22 protein-coding genes are annotated in these 24612 nt (G+C 65.6%); 4 read left to right on the top strand and 18 right to left on the bottom strand.

Annotated elements, in window-relative coordinates:
• Window positions 1-4 precede the first annotated feature (4 nt).
• Window positions 5-2017, top strand: a complete 2013-nt coding sequence (locus tag PanNE5_RS11910) for a bifunctional anthranilate synthase component I family protein/class IV aminotransferase (RefSeq protein WP_261938038.1) — start codon at window positions 5-7, stop codon at window positions 2015-2017.
• 40 nt (window positions 2018-2057) lie between these two features.
• On the opposite strand, the gene PanNE5_RS11915 is transcribed toward PanNE5_RS11910, so the two are convergent.
• The 3 genes from PanNE5_RS11915 to PanNE5_RS11925 form a co-directional block, all read right to left on the bottom strand.
• A complete protein-coding gene (locus PanNE5_RS11915; RefSeq protein ID WP_017232026.1) occupies window positions 2058-3086 on the bottom strand; it encodes an ABC transporter substrate-binding protein in 1029 nt (342 codons plus the stop codon).
• Window positions 3087-3175: 89 nt separating this feature from the next.
• Window positions 3176-4096 carry an ABC transporter permease gene (locus tag PanNE5_RS11920; RefSeq protein ID WP_017232027.1) on the bottom strand — a complete coding sequence of 307 codons (921 nt, stop codon included), beginning with the start codon at window positions 4094-4096 and terminating at the stop codon, window positions 3176-3178.
• A 10-nt stretch (window positions 4097-4106) separates the two neighbouring features.
• On the bottom strand, window positions 4107-4907 hold the full coding sequence (locus PanNE5_RS11925; RefSeq protein ID WP_017232028.1) for an ABC transporter ATP-binding protein: 801 nt from the start codon (window positions 4905-4907) through the stop codon (window positions 4107-4109).
• Window positions 4908-5121: 214 nt separating this feature from the next.
• On the opposite strand from PanNE5_RS11925, the gene PanNE5_RS11930 reads away from it, so the two are divergent.
• Window positions 5122-5784 carry a response regulator transcription factor gene (locus tag PanNE5_RS11930; RefSeq protein WP_017232029.1) on the top strand — a complete coding sequence of 221 codons (663 nt, stop codon included), beginning with the start codon at window positions 5122-5124 and terminating at the stop codon, window positions 5782-5784.
• Window positions 5781-7148, top strand: coding sequence for a sensor histidine kinase (locus PanNE5_RS11935; protein WP_017232030.1), 1368 nt, complete (start codon window positions 5781-5783; stop codon window positions 7146-7148). Before PanNE5_RS11930 ends, PanNE5_RS11935 begins: the two co-directional genes overlap by 4 nt.
• Window positions 7149-7291: 143 nt before the next feature.
• Here PanNE5_RS11935 and panB read toward each other — a convergent pair whose 3' ends face one another.
• The 6 genes from panB to hda are packed head-to-tail and all read right to left on the bottom strand — an operon-like array spanning window position 7292 to window position 12293.
• On the bottom strand, window positions 7292-8110 hold the full coding sequence (gene panB, locus PanNE5_RS11940) for a 3-methyl-2-oxobutanoate hydroxymethyltransferase (RefSeq protein ID WP_261938039.1): 819 nt from the start codon (window positions 8108-8110) through the stop codon (window positions 7292-7294).
• Window positions 8111-8164: 54 nt separating this feature from the next.
• Window positions 8165-8821: a deoxynucleoside kinase gene (locus tag PanNE5_RS11945; RefSeq protein WP_026131614.1), complete on the bottom strand. Its 657-nt coding sequence runs from the start codon at window positions 8819-8821 to the stop codon at window positions 8165-8167.
• The gene (gene folK, locus PanNE5_RS11950) at window positions 8818-9330 is read right to left on the bottom strand and encodes a 2-amino-4-hydroxy-6-hydroxymethyldihydropteridine diphosphokinase (protein WP_017232033.1); all 513 of its coding nucleotides are present in this window, start codon (window positions 9328-9330) and stop codon (window positions 8818-8820) included. Before folK ends, PanNE5_RS11945 begins: the two co-directional genes overlap by 4 nt.
• Window positions 9327-10841: a polynucleotide adenylyltransferase PcnB gene (gene pcnB / locus PanNE5_RS11955; RefSeq protein WP_017232034.1), complete on the bottom strand. Its 1515-nt coding sequence runs from the start codon at window positions 10839-10841 to the stop codon at window positions 9327-9329. The genes folK and pcnB overlap by 4 nt, the downstream gene beginning before the upstream one ends.
• Window positions 10838-11527: an HAD family hydrolase gene (locus PanNE5_RS11960; protein WP_017232035.1), complete on the bottom strand. Its 690-nt coding sequence runs from the start codon at window positions 11525-11527 to the stop codon at window positions 10838-10840. The genes pcnB and PanNE5_RS11960 overlap by 4 nt, the downstream gene beginning before the upstream one ends.
• A 55-nt stretch (window positions 11528-11582) precedes the next feature.
• Window positions 11583-12293, bottom strand: a complete 711-nt coding sequence (gene hda / locus PanNE5_RS11965; protein ID WP_017232036.1) for a DnaA regulatory inactivator Hda — start codon at window positions 12291-12293, stop codon at window positions 11583-11585.
• Between the two features lie 146 nt (window positions 12294-12439).
• On the opposite strand from hda, the gene purM reads away from it, so the two are divergent.
• Entirely contained in the window at window positions 12440-13486 is a 1047-nt protein-coding gene (gene purM / locus PanNE5_RS11970; protein WP_017232037.1) for a phosphoribosylformylglycinamidine cyclo-ligase, read from the top strand.
• A gap of 137 nt (window positions 13487-13623) precedes the next feature.
• On the opposite strand, the gene PanNE5_RS11975 is transcribed toward purM, so the two are convergent.
• From PanNE5_RS11975 to mutL, 9 genes are all read right to left on the bottom strand, one after another.
• The gene (locus tag PanNE5_RS11975; RefSeq protein WP_017232719.1) at window positions 13624-14538 is read right to left on the bottom strand and encodes a LysR substrate-binding domain-containing protein; all 915 of its coding nucleotides are present in this window, start codon (window positions 14536-14538) and stop codon (window positions 13624-13626) included.
• Between the two features lie 47 nt (window positions 14539-14585).
• A complete protein-coding gene (locus PanNE5_RS11980; RefSeq protein ID WP_017232720.1) occupies window positions 14586-15827 on the bottom strand; it encodes a metal-dependent hydrolase family protein in 1242 nt (413 codons plus the stop codon).
• Window positions 15828-15901: 74 nt separating this feature from the next.
• The gene (locus PanNE5_RS11985; protein WP_261938040.1) at window positions 15902-17098 is read right to left on the bottom strand and encodes a M24 family metallopeptidase; all 1197 of its coding nucleotides are present in this window, start codon (window positions 17096-17098) and stop codon (window positions 15902-15904) included.
• 116 nt (window positions 17099-17214) lie between these two features.
• Window positions 17215-18135: an ABC transporter permease gene (locus PanNE5_RS11990; protein ID WP_017232722.1), complete on the bottom strand. Its 921-nt coding sequence runs from the start codon at window positions 18133-18135 to the stop codon at window positions 17215-17217.
• 26 nt (window positions 18136-18161) lie between these two features.
• The gene (locus PanNE5_RS11995) at window positions 18162-19226 is read right to left on the bottom strand and encodes an extracellular solute-binding protein (protein WP_026131728.1); all 1065 of its coding nucleotides are present in this window, start codon (window positions 19224-19226) and stop codon (window positions 18162-18164) included.
• 76 nt (window positions 19227-19302) lie between these two features.
• Entirely contained in the window at window positions 19303-20355 is a 1053-nt protein-coding gene (locus PanNE5_RS12000; RefSeq protein ID WP_017232724.1) for an ABC transporter ATP-binding protein, read from the bottom strand.
• A 1-nt stretch (window position 20356) separates the two neighbouring features.
• Entirely contained in the window at window positions 20357-21232 is an 876-nt protein-coding gene (locus tag PanNE5_RS12005; RefSeq protein WP_261938041.1) for an ABC transporter permease, read from the bottom strand.
• Between the two features lie 233 nt (window positions 21233-21465).
• Complete coding sequence (miaA, locus tag PanNE5_RS12010; RefSeq protein WP_261938042.1) at window positions 21466-22413, bottom strand: tRNA (adenosine(37)-N6)-dimethylallyltransferase MiaA; 948 nt, start codon at window positions 22411-22413, stop codon at window positions 21466-21468.
• A gap of 7 nt (window positions 22414-22420) precedes the next feature.
• Window positions 22421-24475 carry a DNA mismatch repair endonuclease MutL gene (mutL, locus tag PanNE5_RS12015; protein ID WP_410007525.1) on the bottom strand — a complete coding sequence of 685 codons (2055 nt, stop codon included), beginning with the start codon at window positions 24473-24475 and terminating at the stop codon, window positions 22421-22423.
• Between the last annotated feature and the right edge of the window lie 137 nt (window positions 24476-24612).

A 24612-nucleotide genomic window follows, 5' to 3' on the forward strand; every position in this document is an offset into this window, starting at 1 on the left:
TTCCATGTCATGTGAAGCCCCTTTGGCCGCGTTCGCGCTGTTGGACGACAGCGCGGATCCGGCCGGCGGGGCGCGTCTGTATACCGGGCTCGTGCGCGAGGTGACTTGCGACGAGCCCGATGTGCTTTCGGACGCGCTTCGCGAAGTGGAAGACGCCACGCGTCACGGCCTGCATGCCGTGTTGCTGGCCGACTACGAATTCGGTGTGCGTCTCGCGGGCGTACAGACGGTGGCGGCGCGGCGAGCACGGGGACGATTGCGCGCCCTGCTGTTTCGCGAGTTGCAGCGGCTCGACGCGACGCAAACGCAGGTGTGGCTGTCGCAACGCGAAGCGGCCGATGCCTGTGACGGCAGCTTGGCACCCGTCATTTCCGGTAACGGCGACGGCGTTACGCCGCCCGGCGTGGCCGGGGTCGCGGCGCTGCAAAGCGACGTGAGCGATGCAGCCTTCGACGACGCCATCGCCCGCATCCACGACTGGCTCTCGCAAGGCGAGTGCTATCAGATCAACTACACGTACCGTTTGAATTTCGACGCGTTCGGCTCGCCCGTCGCGCTGTATCGCCGGCTGCGTGCGCGTCAGCCGGTACCGTACGGTGCGCTCGTCATGTTGCCGGGCGCGTCGGGCGTGGCCGGCCGGGCGATTCTTTCGCTCTCGCCCGAACTGTTCCTGCGTCATTCGCGCGGCCAGATCGAGGCGCGTCCGATGAAAGGCACGGCGCCGGCCAGCGGCGACGCATCGGAGGACGCCGAGCGCAGCGCCGCGCTCGCGGCCGACGAGAAGAACCGCGCCGAGAACGTGATGATCGTCGATCTGTTGCGCAACGACCTCGGACGGCTCGCGATACCCGGCTCAGTCGCGGTGCCGAGGCGCTTCGAGGTGACGCGATTCGCGAGTGTCCTGCAGATGACCTCGACCGTCACGGCGACGCTGCCGCAAGCGACGACGTTTGCCGACGTGTTGCGCGCGCTGTATCCCTGTGGTTCGATCACGGGTGCGCCGAAATATCGCGCGATGCAACTGATCGGTGAACTCGAGGCGTCGCCGCGCGGGCTCTATACCGGCGCGATCGGCTGGCTGGATGCACGCGAAGACGACCCGCACGCGCTCGGCGACTTCTGCCTGTCCGTCGCGATTCGCACGCTGGAACTCGATGCGCCCGACGCCAGCGGGTTGCGGCGCGGACGATTGGGGGTCGGGGCGGGCATCGTGCTCGACAGCCGGGCGCACGAGGAGCGCGCAGAGTGCAAGCTCAAGGCGCGTTTCCTGAGTGCGCTCGATCCGGGCTTCGAACTCTTCGAGACGATGCAGGCGACGCAGGCGTCGGGCGTGGCCCATCTCGCGCGGCACGTGGCGCGCCTGGCGGCGTCCGCGAAGTGGTTCGGCTTCCGGTTCGATGAGGCGGCCTTGCGTGCACAGATCGATGCGGTTGTCGCCACGCTGGGCGAACACGACGTTCACCGCGTGCGTCTGGCGCTCTCGCATGACGGCACGGTCGCGATAACGCACGCCGTGCTGGCACCGCTACCGGGCAAGTCGGTCAAGGTGCTGCTAGCGGCGGCCAACGATCCCGCGAGCACGACGCGCGCGAACGACCTGTTCCTGCGCCACAAGACCACGGTGCGTGCGCGTTACGATGCGGCGTGGAAGGAGGCGGAAGCGAATGGGGCGTTCGACATGCTGTGCTTCAATGAGCGAGGCGAGCTGACCGAGGGCGGGCGCAGCAATGTGTTCGTCAAGCGCGACGGTATCTGGATGACGCCGCGACTGTCATGCGGTGTGTTGCCGGGCGTGATGCGCGGGGTGATGCTCGACGACGCGAAATGGTCGGCGGTGGAGGCCGTGCTCACGCGAGACGACGTGCTGAGCGCACAGGCGATCGTCGTGTGCAATGCGCTGCGCGGCGCGCTGCCTGCGACGTTGCTGGAGGCTTCACTGACGACGCCACCGGCGTCGCCACCGTCGATGGCATCAACAGCGCCATCAACAGCGCCACCGACGACGGCAAGCAACTGAGGCACGGCGGCGCCAACACACGCCGCCGTGCGTCATGCCATTAACTGCCCTGACGCGCTGCCATCTGCGGCACGAACAGTTCGCTCCACTTCGCGGGACGCGTCTTGATCGTGCCCGCGCGGCTCATGAACTCGACATACTGCATCAGGCCATTGGGCGTGGTGGTGAATTTCATGCCCGGATCGGCCAGAATCTGCTCGATGTCGGCTTGCGGCACGTTCATCTTCGACACGCGCAGGTAAGTTTGCGCGGCGCCGACGTGATCCTTGGCGATGTACGCGGCCGCTTCATCCTGGGCGTCCAGGATCGCCTGCACCAGCTTGGGATTCTGCACGGTGAACTGTTTCGGCGCGAAGACCACGTCGATGGTGATGTTGCCGAGCACGTCGGTGGAATTCAGCACGCGCTTGATGCGCGGATCCTTCAGTTCCTGGTACGAGAACGGCGGCGAGGTGAAGTGCGCCGTGATTTCCGTCTTGCCGGAGAGCAGGGCACTGACGGCTTCCGGATGGCTCAGGCTGACCGTCAGCGGATCGAGCTTCGCGTAGTTCTCGATACCGAAGGCCTTGGCCGCCGCCATTTGCAGCAGCACGGCGGACAGCGACGTCTTGATGCCCGGAATCGCAATCTTGTCCTTCGAGGTGAAGTCCTTGAGCGACTTGACGTTCGGATTGTTCGTGTTGAGCCAGAGCGGGCCGCTCGAGAGGGCCGACAGACCGATCACTTCCGAGCGCGGAATGCCGTGCGCCTTCGACCACAGCGTGACGAAGCCCGGCGCGCCCGTGCCCGCGACATCGAGATTGCCGGCGAGCATGGCGTCGTTGATGACGTTGCCGCCGTCGAGCACGGTCCACGTCGTCTTCACGTCGCCCAGGCCCAATGCCTTCGCGTGCTTCTCGACGAGATGCTGGTCGCGCATGACCATCAGCGGCAGATAGAGAATGCCGTAGCCGTGCGACAAACGCACGGTGCTCGCTTCGGCGTGCGCGACGTTGCCGAGCGTGGACAGGGCGGTCGTGGCAGCGAGCGTCAGCGCGCTTGCCCAGCGGGTGAAATGGCGTCGGTTCATGGTGTTGTTGTCTCCGGATAGTTGGAATTATTCATACCCCCGAAGGGGCGTCAATCAGACACTGCCGCAAAAAACGTGTGAATCGTGAGTCAGTGCTGCATGCCCCAGCGGTGCAGCGTGCGCTTTTCGATGCGGGCGAACAGCAGGTTCTCGACCGCGAGACCGATCAGGATCACGAAGAACAGGCCGGCGAACACATTGGCCGTCTCCAGCGAATTGCGGTTCTCGAAGATGTACCAGCCCAGACCGCCCGAGCCGGACGACACGCCGAACACCAGTTCCGCCGCGATCAGGGTGCGCCACGCAAACGCCCAGCCCACTTTCAGCCCGGTGAGAATGCTCGGGAACGCGGCCGGGATGAGCACATGCCGAACCAGCGCGAAACGCTTGAGCCCGTAGTTCTGCCCGACCATACGCAGCGTTTTCGATACACCGCGAAAGCCGCTGTGCGTGTTGAGCGCCACGGCCCACAGCACCGAGTGCACGAGCACGAAGATCACGCTGCCGTTGCCCAGGCCGAACCAGATCAGCGCGAGCGGCAGCAGTGCGATGGCTGGTAACGGGTTGAACATGGCCGTGAGCGTTTCGAGCAGGTCGTTGCCGATCTTCGAGCTGATGGCGACGGTGGTCAGCACGCCCGCGAGCCCGATGCCGATGCTGTAGCCGATGAGCAGCGTTTTGAGCGAGACGGCGGCGCGCAGCAGCAGCACGCCGCTGGTCAATCCGCCGGCGAAGGCGCTGACCGTGTCGGTGAAACTCGGGAAGAGCAGCGCGTTGTCGAGCCAGCGGCCGTAGATTTCCCAGATCACGGCGAGCACGCACAGGATGAGCGTCTTGCGCAGCCAGCTCAGCCGATACAGCGTTTCGAAGGTCGACAGCGGACGCTGAATCGACGACAGCTCGGCGGGCGTCGGTTCCAGCACGAATTCCGGCCGGTAGACGGCTTCGAGGGGCGCTTCAACGCTCGCTTGGGCGGACGACGGGGTGTGTTGCGAGGTCATGGCGTTCATGGCCGTCTCCTCAGTGGGCTGCGAACAGCAGTTGATCGATGCGCGTCTCGAGCGCGCTCTGGTGCGCCGTACCGAGTTGCTCCGGGGCGATGCTATTGAGTTCGGCCTTGACCTGGCCGGGGTGCGGCGAGAGGAGCAAAATGCGCGTGCCGATGCGAATCGCTTCGTCGATGCCGTGCGTGACGAACAGCACCGTGAAACGCGTGTCGTCCCACAGGCGCAGCAGTTCGTCCTGCATCTTGCGGCGGGTGAGGGCGTCCAGCGCGGCGAACGGCTCGTCCATGAGCAAGACGTCGGGCTCCATCGCCATGCCGCGCGCGATGGACACGCGCTGTTTCATGCCGCCCGAGAGCGTGTGCGGATAGCTGTCGATGAACTTCGCGAGGCCAACCTTTTCGATGTAGTGGGCGGCACGCTCGGCGGCTTCGCGTCGCTTGAGGCGACCGCTGGCGATCAGCGCGAACTCCACGTTCTGACGCACGGTTTTCCACGGCAGCAGTTGATCGAATTCCTGGAACACCATCATGCGATCGGGACCCGGTTCGGTGATCGTGCGGCCCTTGAGGCGAATCTCGCCGTGGACCGGCGGCAGATAGCCGCCAATGGCCTTGAGCAACGTCGATTTGCCGCAGCCCGACGGGCCGAGCAGCACGAACCGGTCGCCCGGATAGACGTTGAAGCTCACTTGCTGCGCGGCGGTCACCAGGTAATCGTCGGTCTTGTATTGCAGCGTGACGCCATCGATTTCGAGCAATGGCGGCACCGCGGGCGCAGGGGTCCCGGCGGCGCCCGCATGGGGGGCGTTGTGCATTGCGTGTCTCCTGAGGGATGCTTTTATAATCAGTTCCCATGCTAAGCAGCGAAGCTGTAGCGAAGCTGACACGTCGGGCGCGCAGCGCCCGAATTCAGGGGAAACCCCGAGGAAGTCGCCGGCGATTTCCGAGAGAATCCCGAGACCATCACGGACATTCGCCGGGAAGAATGCCGGGCGCCCCGTGATCACCATCGAAGGAGACTCAGGAACTATGCGCATCATGCTGGTGGAAGACACCGCCGATGTCGCCGAAGCGATTGCCACCCAGTTGCGTAGGCTCGGCCACGCGCTCGATTGCGAGACCGACGGCGCGGCCGCCGCGGCACGCATCGGCGACGATTACGACCTGCTGATCCTCGACGTCATGCTGCCGCACATCGATGGCTTCGAGTTGCTGCGACGCGTGCGCGAGCGTGGCCTGTCCACACGCGTGCTCATGCTCACTGCGTGCGCGGAGATCGAGGAACGGGTGCGTGCGCTCGATCTCGGGGCCGACGACTACCTCACCAAGCCGTTCGATTTTCGCGAGCTGGAAGCGCGCGTGCGAGCGCTCATGCGGCGCACCGGGCAGGACGCCACGAATCGGCTGACATGCGCCAACCTCACGTTGGACCGCAAGAGTCGCGGCGTCGAGGTCGATGGCCTGCCGATCGAACTGACGCGTCGCGAAGTGACGCTGCTCGAAATTCTTGCGGCGCGCCCGGGACGCATCTTCGGCAAAGACGAACTCATGGATCGCCTGTATGGCGACGAGCCGGCGCCAAATGCGAACGCCATCGAGCAATATGTGGCGCGTCTGCGCAAGAAGCTGGCCGCCGCGCAATTCCAGATTCGCACGTTGCGCGGACTGGGTTATCAACTCGTGCTGTCATGATCGTTCCCGGCCGTTCCCTGTATCTGCGGCTGGTCGTTCGCATGGGCGCTGTGCTGGCGTTCGCCGTGGCGGCGGTGCTGCTCGGCATCTGGTTCTCGACGCGCGCGGCCGTCGACCGCGCGTACGACCGCTGGCTGCTCGGCAGCGCGCTGCAGGTCGCGGAAAACACCTGGTATCAGAATGGCGAGGTCAACGTCGACGTACCGCTCGCCGCCTTTTCCGCCCTCGCGCCGGGCGATCAGATCTTCTACAACGTGCTCGATCCGAACGGCCGCTCGGTCGCGGGCGATTCGGAGTTCCGTCCCGATATTCCGTGGGACAAGCTGGCCGGCGGGCCGGTCGTGGTCGACGGCACGTACCAGGAGATGCCCATCCGCATCGCCATCGTCGGTCGCCGCATGCCGGTGAGCGCGCCGCATCCGTGGGCCGTGGTGGCACTGGCCCACACGCAGAACGCACGCGTGCGATTCACGCGTGGATTGGCGGACAACACTTTGCTCATCACCATCGCCACCGGTGTGCTGACAATGCTCGCGGCGTTGTGGACGCTGCGTCAGGCGCTCGCGCCGCTCAAGCAGATCGAAGCGGCCATCCGGGCGCGCGATTCGAACGACCTCGTGCCGTTGGCGGTGACGGCGCCGGCCGAGACGCTGGCGCTCGTCGGTGCAATCAATGACTTCATGCAGCGGCTGGCCACCTCGCGCGCGCTGATGCGTCGTGTCATCGGCGACGCCGCGCATCAATTGCGCACGCCGGTGACGGCGCTCACCGCGCAGGCGGAAATGCTCACGCAGACGCAGGACGAGGCGGCGCGTCAGGCACATATCGCGCGCATCCAGAAGCAGGCGCGTGGGCTGGGGGGACTCATTCACCAGTTGATCAATCACGCGATGGTGCAGCATCGCGCCGACAGCGTGGCGCCCACGCCGGTCGATCTGAAGGCGTTGTTGCCGGTGGCGATGCGCGAGACGCTGTCGTATGCAACACGCGATATCGATGTGGCCTTTCACGCACCGCCGACGCCCTGCATGATCGTCGGCGATGCCCTGAGCCTGCGCGAAGCGATCAAGAACGTGCTGGTCAACGCGCTGGCATATGGCGCACCGCATCGGCTTCACGTCGATGTGACGCGTGTCGACGATCAATGGCGCGTGCGGTTCTTCGACGATGGGCCGGGCATCCCCGAGTCGGAGTGGCAGCGGGTGCGCACGCCGTTCTCATCGCGTGCCGACGGACGCGAAGGGGCGAGCCTGGGGTTGGCGATGGTGGCCGAGGTGATGCTTGCACACGGCGGGACGATGACGTTCGAGGGGGGCCGCGACGCGGGGTTCGCCGTCGTGTTGACGCTGCCGATGGCCGGATGAGCGCGGAACGAATGCGCAAGGGGGCGCAAGGGGTGCGGCAGGATCGCGGGAGGTTCGAGCACGCGTGGCACATCAGCGTGGACCGAGGCAGCGGCGCGTTCGCGAACCGCTGCCTCATCAGCGCGTGGGCGGTGTCCGCTCGCTCAGAAGCAATGCGCTTGCGCGGGGAACGTGCCGTGCTTGACCGCTTGCACGTACGCTTCGATGGCGGCGGCAATGCTCGGCTGGCCTTCCATGAAGTTCATCGAGAACTTCGGTGACTTGCCGGGGAACACGCCGAGCATATCCTGCAACACCAGCACTTGTCCGTCGCATTCGGGACCGGCCCCAATGCCGATGGTCGGCATCGTCGGCACTTCCGGTGTGACGCGCGCAGCGACGGCGGCCGGAATGGCTTCGAGCACGACCAACTGCGCGCCTGCCGCTTGCAGCGTGCGCGCATCGTCGATCAACTGCGTTTGCGCAGCCTCTTCGCGCGCCTGAACCTTGAAACCGCCGAACGCGTGCACCGACTGCGGCGTGAGTCCCAGATGCGCACACACGGGAATGCTGCGCTCGACCAGAAAGCGCACCGTCTCGGCGAGCCACGCGCTGCCTTCGATCTTCACCATTTGCGCGCCGGCCTGCATGACGGCCACGGCGCTCTGATAAGCCTGCTCCTTCGTGCCATAGGTGCCGAACGGCAGGTCGGCCAGTACGAGTGCCTTGTCGACACTGCGCGCGACGCATTCGGTGTGATAACAGATGTCGCGCAACGTGACGGGCAACGTCGTGCGCTGGCCCTGGATCACGTTGCCGAGCGAGTCGCCAATCAGAATGGCGTCGACCCCCACGCGGTCGAGCAGCGCCGCGAAACTTGCGTCATACGCGGTGAGCATGGCGATCTTCTCGCCCCGCTCGCGCATCTGGGCAAGCCCGGGAACGGTCACGGCCTTGCGGTTGGATTCTTGCAGATAACTCATGTCAGCCTCGGTTCATGAGGTGTCACCCGCTCACCTGCGCGGCGCGGGCGACGATCAGGGGCGAGCGCCCTTGACGAAGACTTCCTTGCGTCCGCGCATCTGATCGATGCGTTCGACCAGCAGGGCGAAGTCATTGTCGTTATGCGCCGGGTCGAATTGTTCCGTGTCGACCGTCAATACCGGCGCAGCGGCGTAATGATAGAAGAATTCGCCGTAGATGTCGCACAGCGCGCGCAGATACGTATCGGGAATTTGCTGTTCCATCGGAATGGCGCGCTTCTGAATGCGCGCGAACAGCGTCTCGGGGCTCGCCTGCAGATGAATCACGAGGTCCGGCGCCCGGTGCGGCCGCTCGATGTGCGCCACGAGCCTGCGATACAGGTCGAGTTCGTCGGCCGAGAGCGTCAGGCGTGCGAACAGGCCATCTTTTTCGGGAAGAAAGTCGGTGAAGATCGGTTTGCCGTCGATCTCGCGCCGGGCAATTTCCGTCGCCTCGTCGACCCGTTGCAGACAGAACGACAACTGCGCGGGCATCGCGTAGCGTGCGCTGTCGCGATAAAAACGTTCGAGAAAAGGATTGAGCGTGGGCTGCTCGAGCAACACTGTGGCGCCGGCGGCATCGGCCAGGCGCTGCGCCAGCGACGTCTTGCCGACCCCGATGGGGCCCTCGACGGCCAAGTAGCGAAAACGCCCGAGCACGGGCGATCTCATGACACGTAGGCGCGCTTCGTCGGGCAGCAGCACTGCGCGACGCGCTCGATGCGCTGGTCGGCGACGCCCAGCAGCAAGGCGCTCACGCGGCCCAGGCCAGGGATGTCGAGTTCAGGAGCGAGATCCGCGAGCGGGCGCAGCACGAAGGCGCGCGCGGCCATGCGCGGATGCGGGACGATCAGGTCGGGTTCGGCGATGCACTCGTCGCCGTACAGCAGCAGGTCGAGATCGAGCGTGCGCGGCGCATTCTTGTACGGTCGCTCGCGTCCGAAATGCAACTCGATCTTCAGGCACAGCGTGAGCAACTGATGAGCGCTCAGGCTCGTCTCAACGGCGACGGCGCAGTTGAGATAGTCGTCGCCGCTCGATTCGATGGGGGCCGTGCGATACAAGTCAGACTTGCCAATGATCGTGACGCCGATCTGCTGCGCCAGGCAGACGATGGCGTCCTTGATCGATTGGCGGGCGTCACCGAGATTCGCGCCGAGCCCGATGTAGGCAACAGTCATGAAGCACCTTCGGAACCATGCTGTCGCGATGATACCCGCTTGCCCTGATTCTCGCTGGTCGCGCTCTCGTTGCCGCCGCCCCCGTCGCCACGTTCGCCGCCCGAGCTTTCGCCACTGCTTCCGCCCGTCGGTTTGCGACGTCGGCGGCGACGCTTGGCGGCCGGCGTGGAGCCCGGTCCGCTGCCTTGGGAAAGCAGGGTGTCGCGTGTCGCGGCGTCGCCTTCGAGGAAGTCGGTCCACCACTGGCCGGCTTCGGCCGGGACTTCACCGGATTCGCAACGCAGCAGCAGGAAATCGTAACCCGCGCGCAGACGCGGATGCTCGAGCATGCGCAGCGGCGTGCGGCCAACGCGTTTGTCCAGGCGCACCTGCAAGCCCCAGATATCCTTCATGTCGGCGACGAAACGCCGCTGGATCGCCAGCTTGCCGGTTTGCGCGTCGAGCACGTCGTCCATCGCGAGATGCAGCGCCGGAATCGGATATTCGCCCGCACTTTGATAGGCCTGCCACTTTTCGAGCACGAGATGCCAGAGCAGCGCGGCGAACAGGAAGCCCGGCGAGACCGGCTTGCCTGCGCGGATGCGTGCATCGGTGTTGGCGAGCGCCAGCATGACGAATTTCTCGCCCAACGGCTGCTCCAGTACCACGTCGAGCAACGGCAGCAGGCCGTGATGCAGGCCCTGCTCACGCAGTTGCTGCACACACGCCCACGCGTGACCCGAGAGCAGCAGCTTGAGCATCTCGTCGAACAGACGCGCCGCTGGCACGTTGTCGATGAGTGGCGCGAGCTGTGTAATCGGCTCGGCCGTCGCGTCGTCGATCTTGAAGCCGAGCTTGGCCGCGAAACGCACCACGCGCAGCATGCGCACGGGGTCTTCGCGGTAGCGCGTGGCCGGGTCGCCGATCATGCGCAGCACGCGCTTCTGAATGTCTTCCCAGCCGTGGTGATAGTCGTGCACCGTCTGGGCCGCCGGATCGTAATACATGGCGTTGACGGTGAAGTCGCGCCGGGCAGCGTCTTCCTCCTGCTCGCCCCAGACGTTGTCGCGCAGCACGCGGCCCGATTCGTCGGTGACGTGCGTCTTGCGGTCGAGTTCGCCTTTTTTCGGACGACGTGCGCCGATCTGCTCGCTGTCGACGGCATCGACCAGCGCCCGGAACGTGGAGGTCTCGATGATCTCCTGGCCGAACTGCACGTGCACGATCTGGAAGCGGCGACCGATGATGCGCGCGCGGCGGAACAGGCGCTGGACCTGCTCGGGCGTGGCGCTGGTGGCGACGTCGAAGTCTTTCGGGGCAATGCCCAGCAGCAGATCGCGCACGGCGCCGCCGACGATGAAGGCCTTGAACCCGGCTTGCTGCAGCGTGTCGGTCACGCGCACGGCGTTCTTCGAGAGCAGGCTCGGATCGATGCGGTGGACCGAGGCGGGGATGACAACCGGCTTGCCGGTCGGGGGCAGGATGGCCTGGCTGTCTTTGCCAAGCAGTTTCTTGATGAGTTTGCGGATCACTGGAACAACTCGAGAATGGGCCAGCGACGCGCCAGCGCGATGTCGCGCAGCGCCTCATCGGGGTTCGTTGCCACCGGATGGTTCACCTTCTCCATCAGGGGGACGTCGTTGGCGGAATCGCTATAGAAAAAGACGTGGTCGAAATCGTGCCACGACTTGCCAAGGCTGGCGAGCCAGCCTTCGGTGCGCGTGATCTTGCCCTCGCGGAAGCTCGGTGTACCAACATAGTCGCCGGTATAGCGTGCGTCCGGTGCGTTCGGATCGTCGCCGGCCACGGCCGGTTCGGTGCCGATCAGGTGATCGATGCCGAACGCCCGGGCGATCGGCCGCGTGACGAACGTGTTGGTGGCCGTCACGATCGCGCACAGGTCGCCGGCCCGGCGGTGCGTGTCGAGCAGTTCGAGTGCTTCGGGACGAATGTGCGGCAGGATCGCTTCTTCCATGTACTGCGCATGCCACGCGTCGAGCTGGTCGCGCGGATAGCGCGCGAGCGGCGCGAGGCAGAAACGCAGATAAGCCGGCATATCGAGCCGGCCTTCGCAGTAATCCTGATAGAACGCCTCGTTGGCCTGTGCGTACGAATCACGCTCGACAGCACCCTGGCGCACGAGGAAACGACCCCACTCCTTGTCGCTGTCCGTGGGCAGCAGAGTGTGGTCGAGATCGAAGAGGGCTAAATTGGTCATTGCGCGAATTTTACCTGAAGCTAGGGGCGGCTTACCTGAACCGGCGCGATACCGGTCAGTTTTTCCCTTCGGGGACGGCCGGATCGGTGTGGGTCAGCATCTGGCGCAGCAACGGCAGGGTCACTGCGCGCTTTTGTTCCATCGAAAAGCGGTCGAGACGATCGAGCAACGCCATCAGGCTCGACATATCGCGCTCGAAGTGCGTGAGCAGATAGGCGGGCACGTCGGTCGCCAACTGCAACCCGCGCTCGCGGGCGGCATTCTGCAGCGCCTGCTTCTTGCCGTCGTCATCGAGTCCCACAATGTGAAATACGAGGCCCCAGCCGAGGCGGGTGCGCAGGTCTTCGCGCAGCGGCATGTCGACAGGGGGCTGGGCGCCTGCGGCCACGAAGGCACAGTGCGGGCGGGCGCGTGTCTCGTTGAACAGGTTGAAGGCGGCGATCTGCTGAGTAGGGGAGAGATGGTCGCAATCGTCGACGCAGTAGACCGTGCTCGCGTCGTCGAACGTGAAGGCGGCCAGCGGGCTGTTCGGGCGCAGATAGCGCGCGCTTGGGCCCACGGCATGGCACAGGGCCTCCATCAGGTGGGTGCGGCCGGACCCGGCCGTCCCCCAGAGGTAGATGCCGCGATCGCGTGCCGTGCCGGCCGAGAGTTCGGCGGGCAGGCCGGCGAGCGTTTGCGCCGCCTCGCGATTGGGCCCGACAATGAAATTGTCGAACGTGGCGGGCGGCGGTGTGCCGAGGTCGAGAAACAGTTGCTGGATCACGAACGAGGAAAGCCGGCAAAAGGCTGGCGGAGTGCGGTTTACAGGGCAAGCCGACGTCGGCTTGCGTCCGATATCCGGTTTGCATGCCGAAAGGGCACGCGCATCGGGTAAAATCGCATTTTACCGAACCTTGATGCATTCCCGTCATGTCACACCCTAACGAAACATCCGGCCTTTCCTATCGCGACGCTGGCGTCGACATCGAAGCGGGCGACGCATTGGTCGAAGCGATCAAGCCGTTTGCCAAAAAAACCCTGCGCGACGGCGTGCTGGGCGGCATTGGCGGCTTCGGCGCGCTGTTCGAAGTACCCAAGCGCTACAAGGAGCCGGTGCTTGTTTCGGGGACCGACGGCGTGGGCACCAAGCTCAAGCTGGCCTTCACGCTGAACAAGCACGACACGGTCGGCCAGGATCTGGTCGCCATGAGCGTGAACGACATCCTGGTGCAGGGTGCCGAGCCGCTGTTCTTCCTTGACTACTTTGCCTGCGGCAAGCTCGACGTGGCCACCGCGGCCACCGTCGTCAAGGGCATCGCCCAGGGGTGTGAGCTGGCGGGCTGTGCCCTGATCGGTGGCGAGACGGCCGAAATGCCGAGCATGTACCCGGACGGCGAGTACGATCTGGCGGGTTTTGCGGTCGGTGCGGTCGAGAAGAGCAAGATCATCGACGGCACGACCATCGTGCCGGGCGACGTGGTGCTGGGTCTGGCCTCGTCGGGTGCGCATTCGAACGGTTATTCGCTCGTTCGCAAGATCATCGACGTTGCCAAGCCAGATCTGGACGCCGATTTCCACGGCCAACCGCTGCGCGACGTGCTGATGGCGCCGACGCGCATCTACGTCAAGTCGCTGCTGGCGCTGATGCAGTCGCTGCCGGTCAAGGGCATGGCCCACATCACGGGGGGCGGCATCGTCGAGAACATTCCGCGTGTGCTGCAAGACCACTTGACGGCCGACATCAAGCAAGACGCCTGGACGCTGCCTCCGTTGTTCCAGTGGCTGCAGGCGCACGGCAAGGTGGCCGACGCCGAAATGCACCGCGTGTTCAACTGCGGTATCGGCATGGCGGTGATCGTCGCGGCGGCTGACGCCGACGCGGCCGTCAAGCACCTGGAAGCGTCGGGCGAGACGGTCTACCGTCTGGGCACGATCCGCGAGCGCAAGGAAGGTGAAGCGCAGACGATCGTGTCGTAAGCCCCGGGAGGGCGATGCCCTCCGGATATGCGCAATGCACTGAGAGCCCGCCGGCGATCGCTTCGGCGGGCTTTTTTATGGCAGCGCGAGGTCAACGTACGGCGGTGTCGGCCAAGGGCTCACGCAGATCGGCCGCGTCAGCGCTTCATCCGCGCCTCCACGGCTCGTATGACATCCTCCAGCGTGGTCTCCATCACGCGCACGAGATCGTCGAGTTGCGCGCTGGGGGCCGCGGCGCGAGGCGTGATACGCAGCGTATGAAATGGCATCGACGGCTCGAAACGTCGCAGCACGAGATCGGAGTCGAGGAAGTCGTACGCCGACACCGGGTGCAGCAACCCGATGCCGACGTTCTCTTTCACCATCGTGCCGATGTTGACCGAGTAGCGGGCCGTGGCAACGACCTGCTGATGCAGATTGCCCTCGGCAAAGAGTTGATCCATGCCCCAGCGCACCATGTCGGTCGGCTCGTAAGACAGGATCGGCTGCCCCTTCAGATCGGCCAGACGGATCACCTTCTTGCGCGCGAGGACGTGCCCCGCGGGTAGGGCGCAGATCGCGTCGAGGTTGGCGAACGAGACGGCATCGGTCGCGGCCACGTCGATCGTGTTGGTCACGAGGCCGAGCGCGAGCTGATGCGTGACGACCTGGTCGCGAATCAGATCGGAGGCCCCCGTGGTCAGCGCGAGCTGCACGCTCGGATGCAACGCCCGGTAGCCGGCCATCACGCGTGCAAAGAAGCCCAGGCCGAACGACACGACCGACCCCACGCGAATGACGGCCGTGTCGGGGTTACGCAGATTCAGCGCGAATTCGCGGATGTTGTCGAGGCCGGCATAGCGGCGCTCGACTTCCTCGAAGAGCGCGAACGCCTCGGCCGTCGGTTCGAGCCGTCCGCGCGCGCGATCGAACAGCGTGAGACGCGTCGAGCGTTCGAGATCGGCCACGAGACGGCTGACCGCGGACTGCGACGTGCCGAGCACCTGGGCCGCTTTGGTGGTCGTGCGCGTGAGCATCAGCGCCCGAAAGGCGTCGATGTGCCGGAAATCCATCGATTCTCCACGGAAGGGTTAGCTGTCGGGGCCCCTGCGCATGGGGCCTACAGCGCGAAAGCGTGGATTCTACCGCCCTTCATCACCATCGGAATCCGCTCCCCCTGGCCGAGCAGACAATCGATCGACGCCAGCGGATTGCCGTCGACGATCAGCACGTCGGCATGCGCGCCGGGCACGATCTCACCCAACTGGCCCGACTGGCCGAGCACCTCGGCGCCGATGACCGTCGCGCTGCGCAGAATCTCCGCCGGCGAGAGCACTTCGGCGCGTAGACGGAATTCGTCGCTTTGCAGGCGCTGCGACTCACCCAATAAATCCGAGCCGTACCCCATCTTTACACCGGCCTCGCGGAAGATCTCCAGCGAACGCAGGCCCGCCGCATGAACGTTGGCGATCTTCGCGACACTATCGTCAGGCAGCCCGAGCGACTTGCCTTCGTTCGCGAGGGCGTCGTACGTCACCAACGTGGGTACGACGTAAGCGCCTTGCTCGGCCATGTAGCGGGCCGTGGGGGCGTCGACGAGGTTGCCGTGTTCGATGGTGCGCACGCCGCAGCGCACGGCGCGTTCGATGGCCGATGCCGTGTAGGCGTGGGCGAGCACATAGGTGCCGCGCCCGCGGGCCTCCGCGACGATGGCGCGGATTTCGTCTTCGGCGTAACCCCAGGCCCCAACGGGATCGGTGGGCGAGGCCACGCCGCCCGAGGCCATGATCTTGATCTGGTCGGCGCCCATTTGCAGCTCTTCGCGCACCGCACGTCGAACCTCGTCGACGCCATCGGCCACGCGCGACAGGGCGCCGACGCGCACGCAGCACGGGCAGGGCCCGTCGGTGCCGAGGTAGTCAGTGCGCGCGCGACCGTCGCCGTGTCCGCCGGTCTGGCTGATCGCGCGGCCCGACACGAACAGGCGCGGCCCTTCGGCCAGTCCGCTTTCGACTGCTTGCTTGATGGCGTGTCCCGCACCACCCGCGTCCCGCACGGTGGTGAAGCCGCGCCGCAGCATGCCCTGCAGAATCGGCACCGACCGGAGCGTGACGAGCACGTTCGGCAGATGGGCTTGCGAGGCCAGGTTGAGCTGCGTGGCATGCACGTGCACATGCAGATCGATCAGTCCCGGCATCACGGTGCGCCCGTGGGCATCGATCTCGCGCGCCGACGCCGCCCGAATCGGCTTGTCCGACACTTCCTTGATGCGTCCGCCTTCGATCAGTACGGCGTGGTCTTCGCGCAGCTCGCCCTTGACCGGGTCGAGCAGCGCACAATTCGACAACAGAATCGACTCCATGACCTCTCCTCCAGGATGGTGTGTCTGGGGTTGCCCGAGTCAGCGGGCAACCGTGACTCGCGGGCCTGCAATCTTCAATCGATCGTGGCGTGTGCGAGCGTGCGGGGCGTGCGCGTGAGCATCACGGGGGTGTCGCCGGTGACGACCGAGTCGTCCAGACGGAAGCCCCCCAGGCCGTAGACATAGATGCCGGGCTCGGCCGAATACACCTCGTTCGCGAGCAGCGGACGATGGTTGAACGCCATGTCGTCCGGGTACTCGTGGCCGATGATGCCCATGCCGTGGCCCGTGCGATGTCGGATGAACTCACCGCACCCCGCTTTCTCGATGACGGCCTGCGCCGCGGCGTCGATCCCCGAGACGGGCTTGCCGGTCACGGCCGCGTTCACTGCGGCTTCATTGGCGGCGCGCGCGACCTCGTAGTAGCGCGCCTGCTCGCTCGACGGCTTGCCGCAGAACCACGTGCGTTCGTTTTCGATCACGAGACCGTTCAGGCGCGGGATCACGATGTTGACCATGCCGTCGCCCGCATTGATGCGCGCTCCGCACGATGCCCCATCGCCATGCGGCGAGGCCGAGGCGGGGCCGGACAGTGTCCAGCAGCGCATCACTTCGAGGTTCTCGCCGGGGAAGCGCTTGGCCCCTTCCGTGACCATCAGCGCGGCCATCGCGTAGTCGAGTTCCTGCACTAGACGGCCGGGACGAATGTTCTCGCGATACCGGTCCTGCACCCAGTCGGCCAACTCGGCGGCGGCGCGCATGATGGCGATTTCCTCGTCGTGCTTGACCCAGCGCAGGGCGCGCATCTCGGCAAGCATGGGCACGAGCTTCGCATCGGGCAGCAGGCCACCGGCGCGCGCGAGCGGGCCACCGGCCGCATCGACGCCAATGCGCGAGCCTGCCAGACCGGCGGCGCGCAGCGTGTCGGCGATCAGCATGGGCACATCGGCGAGCAGCGGCTGGCGCTGGGTCACGCGCGGATGCTCGGCGTAAAGCGTGACGCGATCGAGATCGAGCCACAGATGGCCCCGCTCGCGAGCCATCATCAGGTGATGCGTCGACAGCTCGTTCATCACCGCGAACGGCTCGCCGTTGCGCGGCACGCACACGGCGATGGGGCGCTCCCACGTCTGCACATCGACGTGGAAGTTCGTGGCCCACTGAAAGAAATCGGCGGCGGTGAACACGAGCGCGTCGACGCGCGCGCGGTCCATCAGGTCTTGCATCAGACGATGGCGGTACTGACGTGTCGCATCGGAGAGAGTCGGCATCACGAAGTCCTTATCGGCAAATTGGGGCAAATGTCAGGGGCAGACGGCGTTGGGCATGACCGACGGATGGGGCCGGTCGGCACGCAAGGTCGCGCGGATCAGGGCGGGCAGATCGGTCAGGTCATCATCGTCTTCGCATAGCGCCGATGGATGATCCAGTGCGACGCAATGGCGAGCACGAACGTCACCACCATCGAGACGATGGACAGCACCGCGCCGAACGGCCAGTTGTTCGCTTTCGCGATCTGGTCGTAGATCGTGGGCGTCATCATGGTGATGCCGGTGCCGCCGAGCAGTACGGGGGTGGCATAGGCGTTCATGCAGAGAATGAACACGAGCATGGTGCCGGCGGCGATGCCCGGTGCGGCCATCGGCAGTATCACGCGCGTGAGTGTTTGCCAGAAGGTGGCGCCCAGATTGCGCGCGGCTTCCTCGACGGAGAAGTCCATGCCTTCGAGCACGCTTTGCAATGTGAGGATCATGTAAGGCAGCACCACGGCGGTGGTGCCCACCACGACCGCGAACGGCGTGTACAGCAAGCGAATCGGCTGCGGCACGATGCCCAGCGACACGAGCATGGCGTTGACGAAGCCGGCCGTGCCGAGCATGACCATCCAGCCGGCCGCGCGCACGACGTTGCCCACCAGCAGCGGGAAGACCAGCAGCATCACCAGCAGGCTCTTGAAGCGGGTTTGTGTGCGCGCGAGCACGTAGGCGACCGGGAAGCCAAACACGAGCGCGAGCGCCGTGCACAGCGAGGCAACCTTGATCGTCGTCCAGAGCACCGAGAGGTAGTACGGATCGGTGAAGAACTTGACGTAGTTCGTGCCGGTCAGTGCCGCCTGCATCATGTCGACCGGATCGAACCGGTTGAAGCTGTAGCGCACCAGTTGCAACCCGGGCAGCACGATGACGAGCAACACCACGAGCGTGGCGGGCGTGGCAAGCGAGCCGCCCGTGAGCGCGCCGCGCACCGCGCGCGCGGTGGCGGCCCGGGCGGCTCGGGCGGCATCGGCAGCCGGTGGGGACGGCGTCATCGCAGGCTCCGGGGTGTCGGCGACGCTCACAGACCCACCTTGAATTCCTTGTTCCAGAAGTCGAGCAGCGCGGGCTTGTCGGCGGTGAAGCGGGCGTAATCGAGCTTGACCATGCGATCGAGTTCGGCGCGGGTGAAGCCCACGCTTTCCTGCAGCGACGGCGGCAGATTCGCGTTCGTCACAGTCGGCGCATAGCCCATCGTCTCCGCAAAGCCGATCTGGGCGCGCGGATCGAGCATCGCGTTCAGGTAGTTGAAGCCGCACAGCTTGGACTGCGAATTCTTCGGCACGGCGGCTTCGAACGTTACCGGCACGGCACCTTCCTTGGGCACCACGTAATCGATCGGCACGCCCGCCTTCTTCCATTGCAGCGCGCGCGCTTTCCACATACAGGTGAACCAGATGTCGCCGCTCTTGAGCGCCGACGCCACGGCTTCGTTCGACGGATAGACCTTGGGCTGCTGCGACTTGCGCAATTCGCGCAGGAATTGCACACCACCGGCCATATCGCCGTCTTTATGGCCGGCCGCGAGCGAGCTGCTCACCACGTTGAAGTTGTAGAGGATGTCCGAGAAACCCACACGGCCCTTGAGCTTGGGATCGAGTGCGGCGGTGAATGAGTCGGGCTTCGTGCCGAGCTTCTCCGGGTTGTAGACGATCACCATCGCGCTGAAGATGTGCGGGATCGAGTACGGACGGCGCAGCGCCTCCAGCGCATTCGCCAGATTCGGGACGAGCTTGGCGTCGACCGCTTCGAGAATGCCCGAGCGGTTGATGTCATACATATCGAGATCGGCCAGGCATGCAACGTCGAGCGAGCCGCGTCGCGACGCCTTCTCGGCGCGCAGCTTCGTCATGCGCTCGACCTGACCGGCCGAGTCGTACGTGACCTTGCCGCCGGCGGCTTCGATGATCGGCTTGCCGATGTTCTGTTCGAGAAGATTCAGATAGTCGCCGCCCCAGGTGCCGACGACCACGTTCGGGCAGGCGGCGGCAGCGTGTGCCGAGAGGGCATCGAGGCCGAGCGCGGGGGCGATCACCAGACCGGAGGCGGTCTTCAGAAACGAGCGGCGGTTCAGGGCGTGCGTCATGTCGTCATCCTTCAAAACGTTGGCCACGAGGTTGGCCAATACATGGGCCGAAGCGGGTGGAAGTGAGGCAGTGTCGTCAGGCGTTGAAAAACAGGCAATCGGTGCTCGCGAAGCACGCGTTGAGGGCGCGGCCCGGGGCATAGCGGCCGACGTCGTCGCGTGCGGTGTTCTGCACGTGCGCGACGAGCATCTCGCCCTGCGGACTCTTCAGACGGAGTTCGAGCGTGGAACCGAGATAGATCGTCTGGTCGACCGTGACCGGCATGGCCGTTTCGTTGTGCACAGGCGTGTCGCTCAGGCGCAGGCGCTCGGGGCGAATGCCGAGCGTCGTGGCGTCGGGGGCAGCGCTCGGCAACGCCAGGCGCTCGCCTTTGGCCGTCACGAAATGGCCGTCGGTCATCCGCCCGGCGAGGAAATTCATCTTGCCGAGGAAGTTCGCGACAAATGGATTGGCCGGGCGTTCGTAAAGCGCATCGGCGGTGCCGATCTGCTGCACGCAGCCGTCGTGCATCACGGCCAGGCGGTCGGCAATCGCCAGCGCCTCTTCCTGATCGTGGGTGACGAAGATCGTCGTCAGGCCGAGCCGTCGCTGCAGGGCGCGGATCTCTTCGCGCACTTCGGTGCGCAGCTTGGCGTCGAGGTTGGACAGCGGCTCGTCGAGCAGAAACACGTCGGGACGAATCGCCAGTGCGCGGGCAATCGCCACACGCTGCTGCTGACCGCCGGAGAGCTGGCGCGGATAGCGATCCGCCAGCGACGTGAGACGCACCATATCGAGCGCTTCGCGAATCCGCGTAACGCGCTCGGCACTCGACACGTGCCGCATCTCGAGGCCGAACGCTACGTTCTCTGCCACGGTCATGTGCGGGAAGAGCGCGTAACGCTGGAACACCATGCCGGTGTTGCGGCGATGCGCGGGCAGGCGCGAGACCTCCTTGCCGCCGATCCAGATTTCGCCGGCCGTCGGCTCGACGAAGCCCGCGACCATGCGCAGCGTCGTGGTCTTGCCGCAACCGCTCGGGCCAAGGAAGGCGACGAGTTCGCCGTCGGCAATCTCCAGCGAGAAGTCCGCCACGGCGGCGGCGTTGCCGTATTGCTTGCGCAGACCGCGCAATGAAACGTTGGCCATGTCAGATCACCTGGCTGAGTTTGACGAAGCGATCGGTGATCAGCATGACGATGCCGAGCAGGACGATCTGCGCCGCGGAGACGGCGGCAATCGTCGGATCGAGGTTGAATTCGAGGTACTGCATGATCGCGATGGGCAGGGTGGTTTTGCCCGGTCCGACCAGCGGCAACGTGAGTTCGAGGTTCTCGAACGACACGATGAAGCTGAACAGTCCGGCCGCCACGACGGCGGGGCGCAACATCGGCAATGTGACGCGCCACAGTGTGCGCCACGGGCCCGCGCCGAGATTTCGGGCGGCTTCCTCGATGGTGCCGTCGATCTGTGCAAGGCTTGCGCCCACGAGACGCATCGTCCACGGAATGGTCAGGCAAACATGCGCGATCACGAGACCGCCGAAGGTGCCGACGATGTCCATATCGAGCGCGTTTTCGGCGCGCAGATAGAAAAGGTAAGTCGCGATGCCCGCGACGATGCCCGGGACCACGAGCGGCAACAGCAACACATTGCCGAGCGTGCTGCGGCCGGGAAAACGATAACGCGCGAGGGCGAGAGAGGCGGCGACACCGAGGATTACGCCGCCGATGGCCGCGCAGGCGGCGAGCTGGAGCGAGAGCAGGAAGCCGTCGGCGAACGCGGCATTGCGCCAGGCGTTCAAATACCATGAGAGCGTGTAGCCGCTCGGCGGGAACGTGATGATCGCGTCTTTGAAGAAGCTCAGCCAGACGACGAAGATCAGCGGGCTGAGCATGAACAGATAGATCAGCGTGACCCCGGCGCGCACCGCCCATTTAGCGACGGGCACGCGTCGCGCGCCGCCGGTCGGCCGCCGCAGCCCGTCACCCGCCACCCCACTTGGCTCCATCGAAGTCTGCGTCATTGGCGTCCTTCCCGGTATCGTGGATTCGATGCAAATTTGCATTAAACGAAACGTTGATATGCAAATTAGCATATCAAAATCGTCGTGCAAACCGGAAAGCTGTCAGGGTTTCAACGGAGACGGGAGACGGCTGGGGCGATAAGGCGATGCGGGTTTCGCAGCGTGCGACGCACGCGGGCACAGAACGCCTCGCCGGACGATCAGCGAGGCGTTCCGCAGGGATGGCGATGCGCTCAGACTTGCCAGAGCGCGCGTACGGCGTCGATGGCGTGTTGCAATGCGTGGGCGGCCGTGCAGTCGACGATGTGGCGCTCGGGCATCGAGCGCAGCCAGGTGAGCTGACGCTTGCACAACTGGCGCGTCGCGAAGATGCCCTTGTCTCGCATCGTGTCGTAATCGATCTCGCCGTCGAGGTATTCCCATACCTGCCGGTAGCCGACACAGCGCATGGACGGCAGGCTCGGGTCGAGATCGCCGCGTGCGCGCAGGTGTTCGACTTCTTCGATGAAGCCGGCCGCGAGCATCAGACGAAACCGTTCGGCAATACGTGCGTGCAGTACCGCGCGGTCGCTCGGCTCCAGCGCCACCGGCACGAACGTATGGGGCGTTGGCGCGGCAGGTGCCCGGGCTTCTTCGGCAAGCCATTGCGACATCGGTTTGCCCGACATCACGAAGATTTCCAGCGCGCGTTGAATGCGCTGTGCGTCATTCGGCGCGAGGCGGGCGGCCGTCGACGGATCGACGCTCGCCAGCCGTGCATGCATGGCGGGCCAGCCCTCGCGCGCGGCATCATCGTCGAGTTGGGCGCGTACGTCGGCGTTGGCCGACGGCAGCGGTGAGAGGCCTTGCGTGAGCGCCTTGTAGTACAGCATCGTGCCGCCGACGAGCAGCGGGCGGCGTCCGCGCGCTGCAATCTCATCGACAAGACGCAGCGTGTCTTCCCGGAATTGCGCGGCGGAATAGGCGTCGCGCGGATCGATGATGTCGATCAGGTGATGGGGTACGGCGGCCAGCTCGGCCGCGCTCGGCTTGGCCGTGCCGATGTCCATCTCACGATAGACGAGGGCGGAGTCGACGCTGATGATCTCGAGTGGGGTGTCCTGCGCCAGCGCAAGGGCGGCGGCGGTCTTGCCGGATGCCGTCGGGCCCAGCAGGCAGACGATCGGGGGCGATGACGTCATGAGCGGCTCAACGTCCCCGCATGAACAACTTGTCGAGATCGCCGAGCGTGAGCTGGTACCAAGTGGGACGCCCGTGATTGCACTGATCGGCGCGCTCGGTCGCTTCCATCTGGCGCAGCAGCGCGTTCATCTCTTCATGCGTGAGCCGTCGATTTGCACGTACCGCCGTGTGGCAGGCGAGCGTGCCGAGCAGTTCATGCTGACGTTCCGTGAGCACGCGCGAACCGCCGTACTGACGTAGGTCCGCGAGCACAGCGCGCGCCAGGGCTTGCGCGTCGGCGCCGTCGAGCAAGGCGGGAATGGCGCGCACGGCGAGCGTGGTCGGCGACATCGCCGCGAGGTCGAAGCCCAGCGCGGTGAGCGTTTCCTGATGCTCTTCCGTCGTGCCGATTTCCACCGGGTCGGCGAAGAACGTCACGGGAATCAGCAGCGGCTGCACCGGCACGCTGCGTTCCACGAGCGCCTGCTTGAAGCGTTCGTAGAGAATGCGCTCATGGGCCGCGTGCATGTCGACCAGCACGAGCCCATAGGCGTTCTGCGCGAGGATGTAGATGCCGTGCAATTGGCCGAGGGCGAAGCCGAGCGGTTGTTCCAGCGTCATGGCGTCGGCGTTGCCGCCGGCGCCTGTCGGCAGGGTGCCGCTGCCGGTGAGTGTCGTGTCGCCTTGCGTTGTCCCGGCATGGCCATACGGCGGCGGGGGCGCGTCCGTGACGCCTGGCTGACCATACGGGCGCGGGGCGGGGGGCGCGGCGCGTCCGAACAAGTTGTCATAGACGGATAGCGGTTGCGCCATCGGCAGCGTGCCTTGCTGCATGCGGGGATTCCAACTGCTGCCGACGCCGCCGATCCCTCCGGCCGGGCGCGCAGCCATCATGCCGCTGCCGCCGCCCCCTAGGGCGGCCCCCGGCCCGGCGGCAAGTCCACCGCCGTCGGTCAGGTGGGCGGCGTGCGTCGCGCCGCCGCTGCCCGCCGCTCGGGCCAGCGCGCGTTGCACGACGTGGAATACGAACTGGTGGACGCTGCGGGCATCGCGAAACCGCACTTCGATCTTCGAGGGGTGGACATTGACGTCGACCCATTGCGGCGGCAGTTCGAAATACAGCACGTAGGCCGGATAGCGGTCGCCGTGGAGCACGTCTTCATAGGCCGCGCGTACCGCGTGGGTGAGCAGCTTGTCGCGCACGAAACGGCCGTTCACGAAGAAATACTGCTGGTCGGCGCGCCCGCGACTGGCGGTCGGCAACCCGACGAAGCCCGACAGGCGCAACTCGGCGGCCCCCTCGTCCAGCGCCAGATGCGCGCCGGCAAAGTCGTTGCCGAGCACGCGCGTGACGCGCGTCGCGGCGTCAGTCGCGTTCCAGTGCTCCACCGCCCGGTTGTTGTGCAGGATCGAGAAGCCGACGTCGGGACGCGCGAGCGCGCTGCGGCGAATAACGTCCATGCAATGACCGAACTCGGTCTGCTCGGTCTTCAGAAATTTGCGCCGCGCGGGGGTGTTGAAGTGCAGGTCGCGAACGTCGACCGTCGTGCCCACCGGGCCTGCGGCGGGGGTCAGCGCACCGGTGTTGCCGTCGATGGCGCTCGCGTGCGGCGCATCGGCCTGGCGGCTCGACAGCGTGAGTTGGGCCACCGACGCGATGGAAGCGAGCGCTTCCCCACGGAACCCCAACGTAAGCACCGATTCGAGTTCGTCGAGCGAGCGAATCTTGCTCGTCGCGTGGCGCGTGAGCGCCAGCGGCAATTGTTCGGCGGACATGCCGCCGCCGTCGTCGGTGATGGCGATGCGGCGCACGCCGCCTTCTTCGAGCTTGATCTGGAGTGCGCGGGCGCCGGCATCCAGGGCGTTCTCGAGCAATTCCTTGACGACGGACGCGGGGCGTTCCACCACCTCGCCCGCGGCGATCTGGCTGATCAGCTGGTCGGGAAGGACCTGGATGGCGCGCAACGGCGCGAGGCCCGTCGGCAGGGGGCCGGGGCGGCGCTCAGGGGCCTGGGTGCCGGTCGGGGCGGGCACGCCGGCCGGGTCGTGTGCAGGGGGGGAGGAGGTCGGGGTCGCAGACATGGGAACCATTATAAAGGTTGCCCTCAAAGACATAGGTCGAGCCAGGTTTCAGCGGGCAATACCCGCAACGGCGCCCGTAGCAGCGCAACTCATTCCTGTCATGGGAGGGTTGTAGGCTGGACCATGAATTCGACATA

This window comes from Pandoraea sp. NE5 (assembly GCF_024363545.1).
Taxonomy (GTDB): domain Bacteria; phylum Pseudomonadota; class Gammaproteobacteria; order Burkholderiales; family Burkholderiaceae; genus Pandoraea; species Pandoraea cepalis.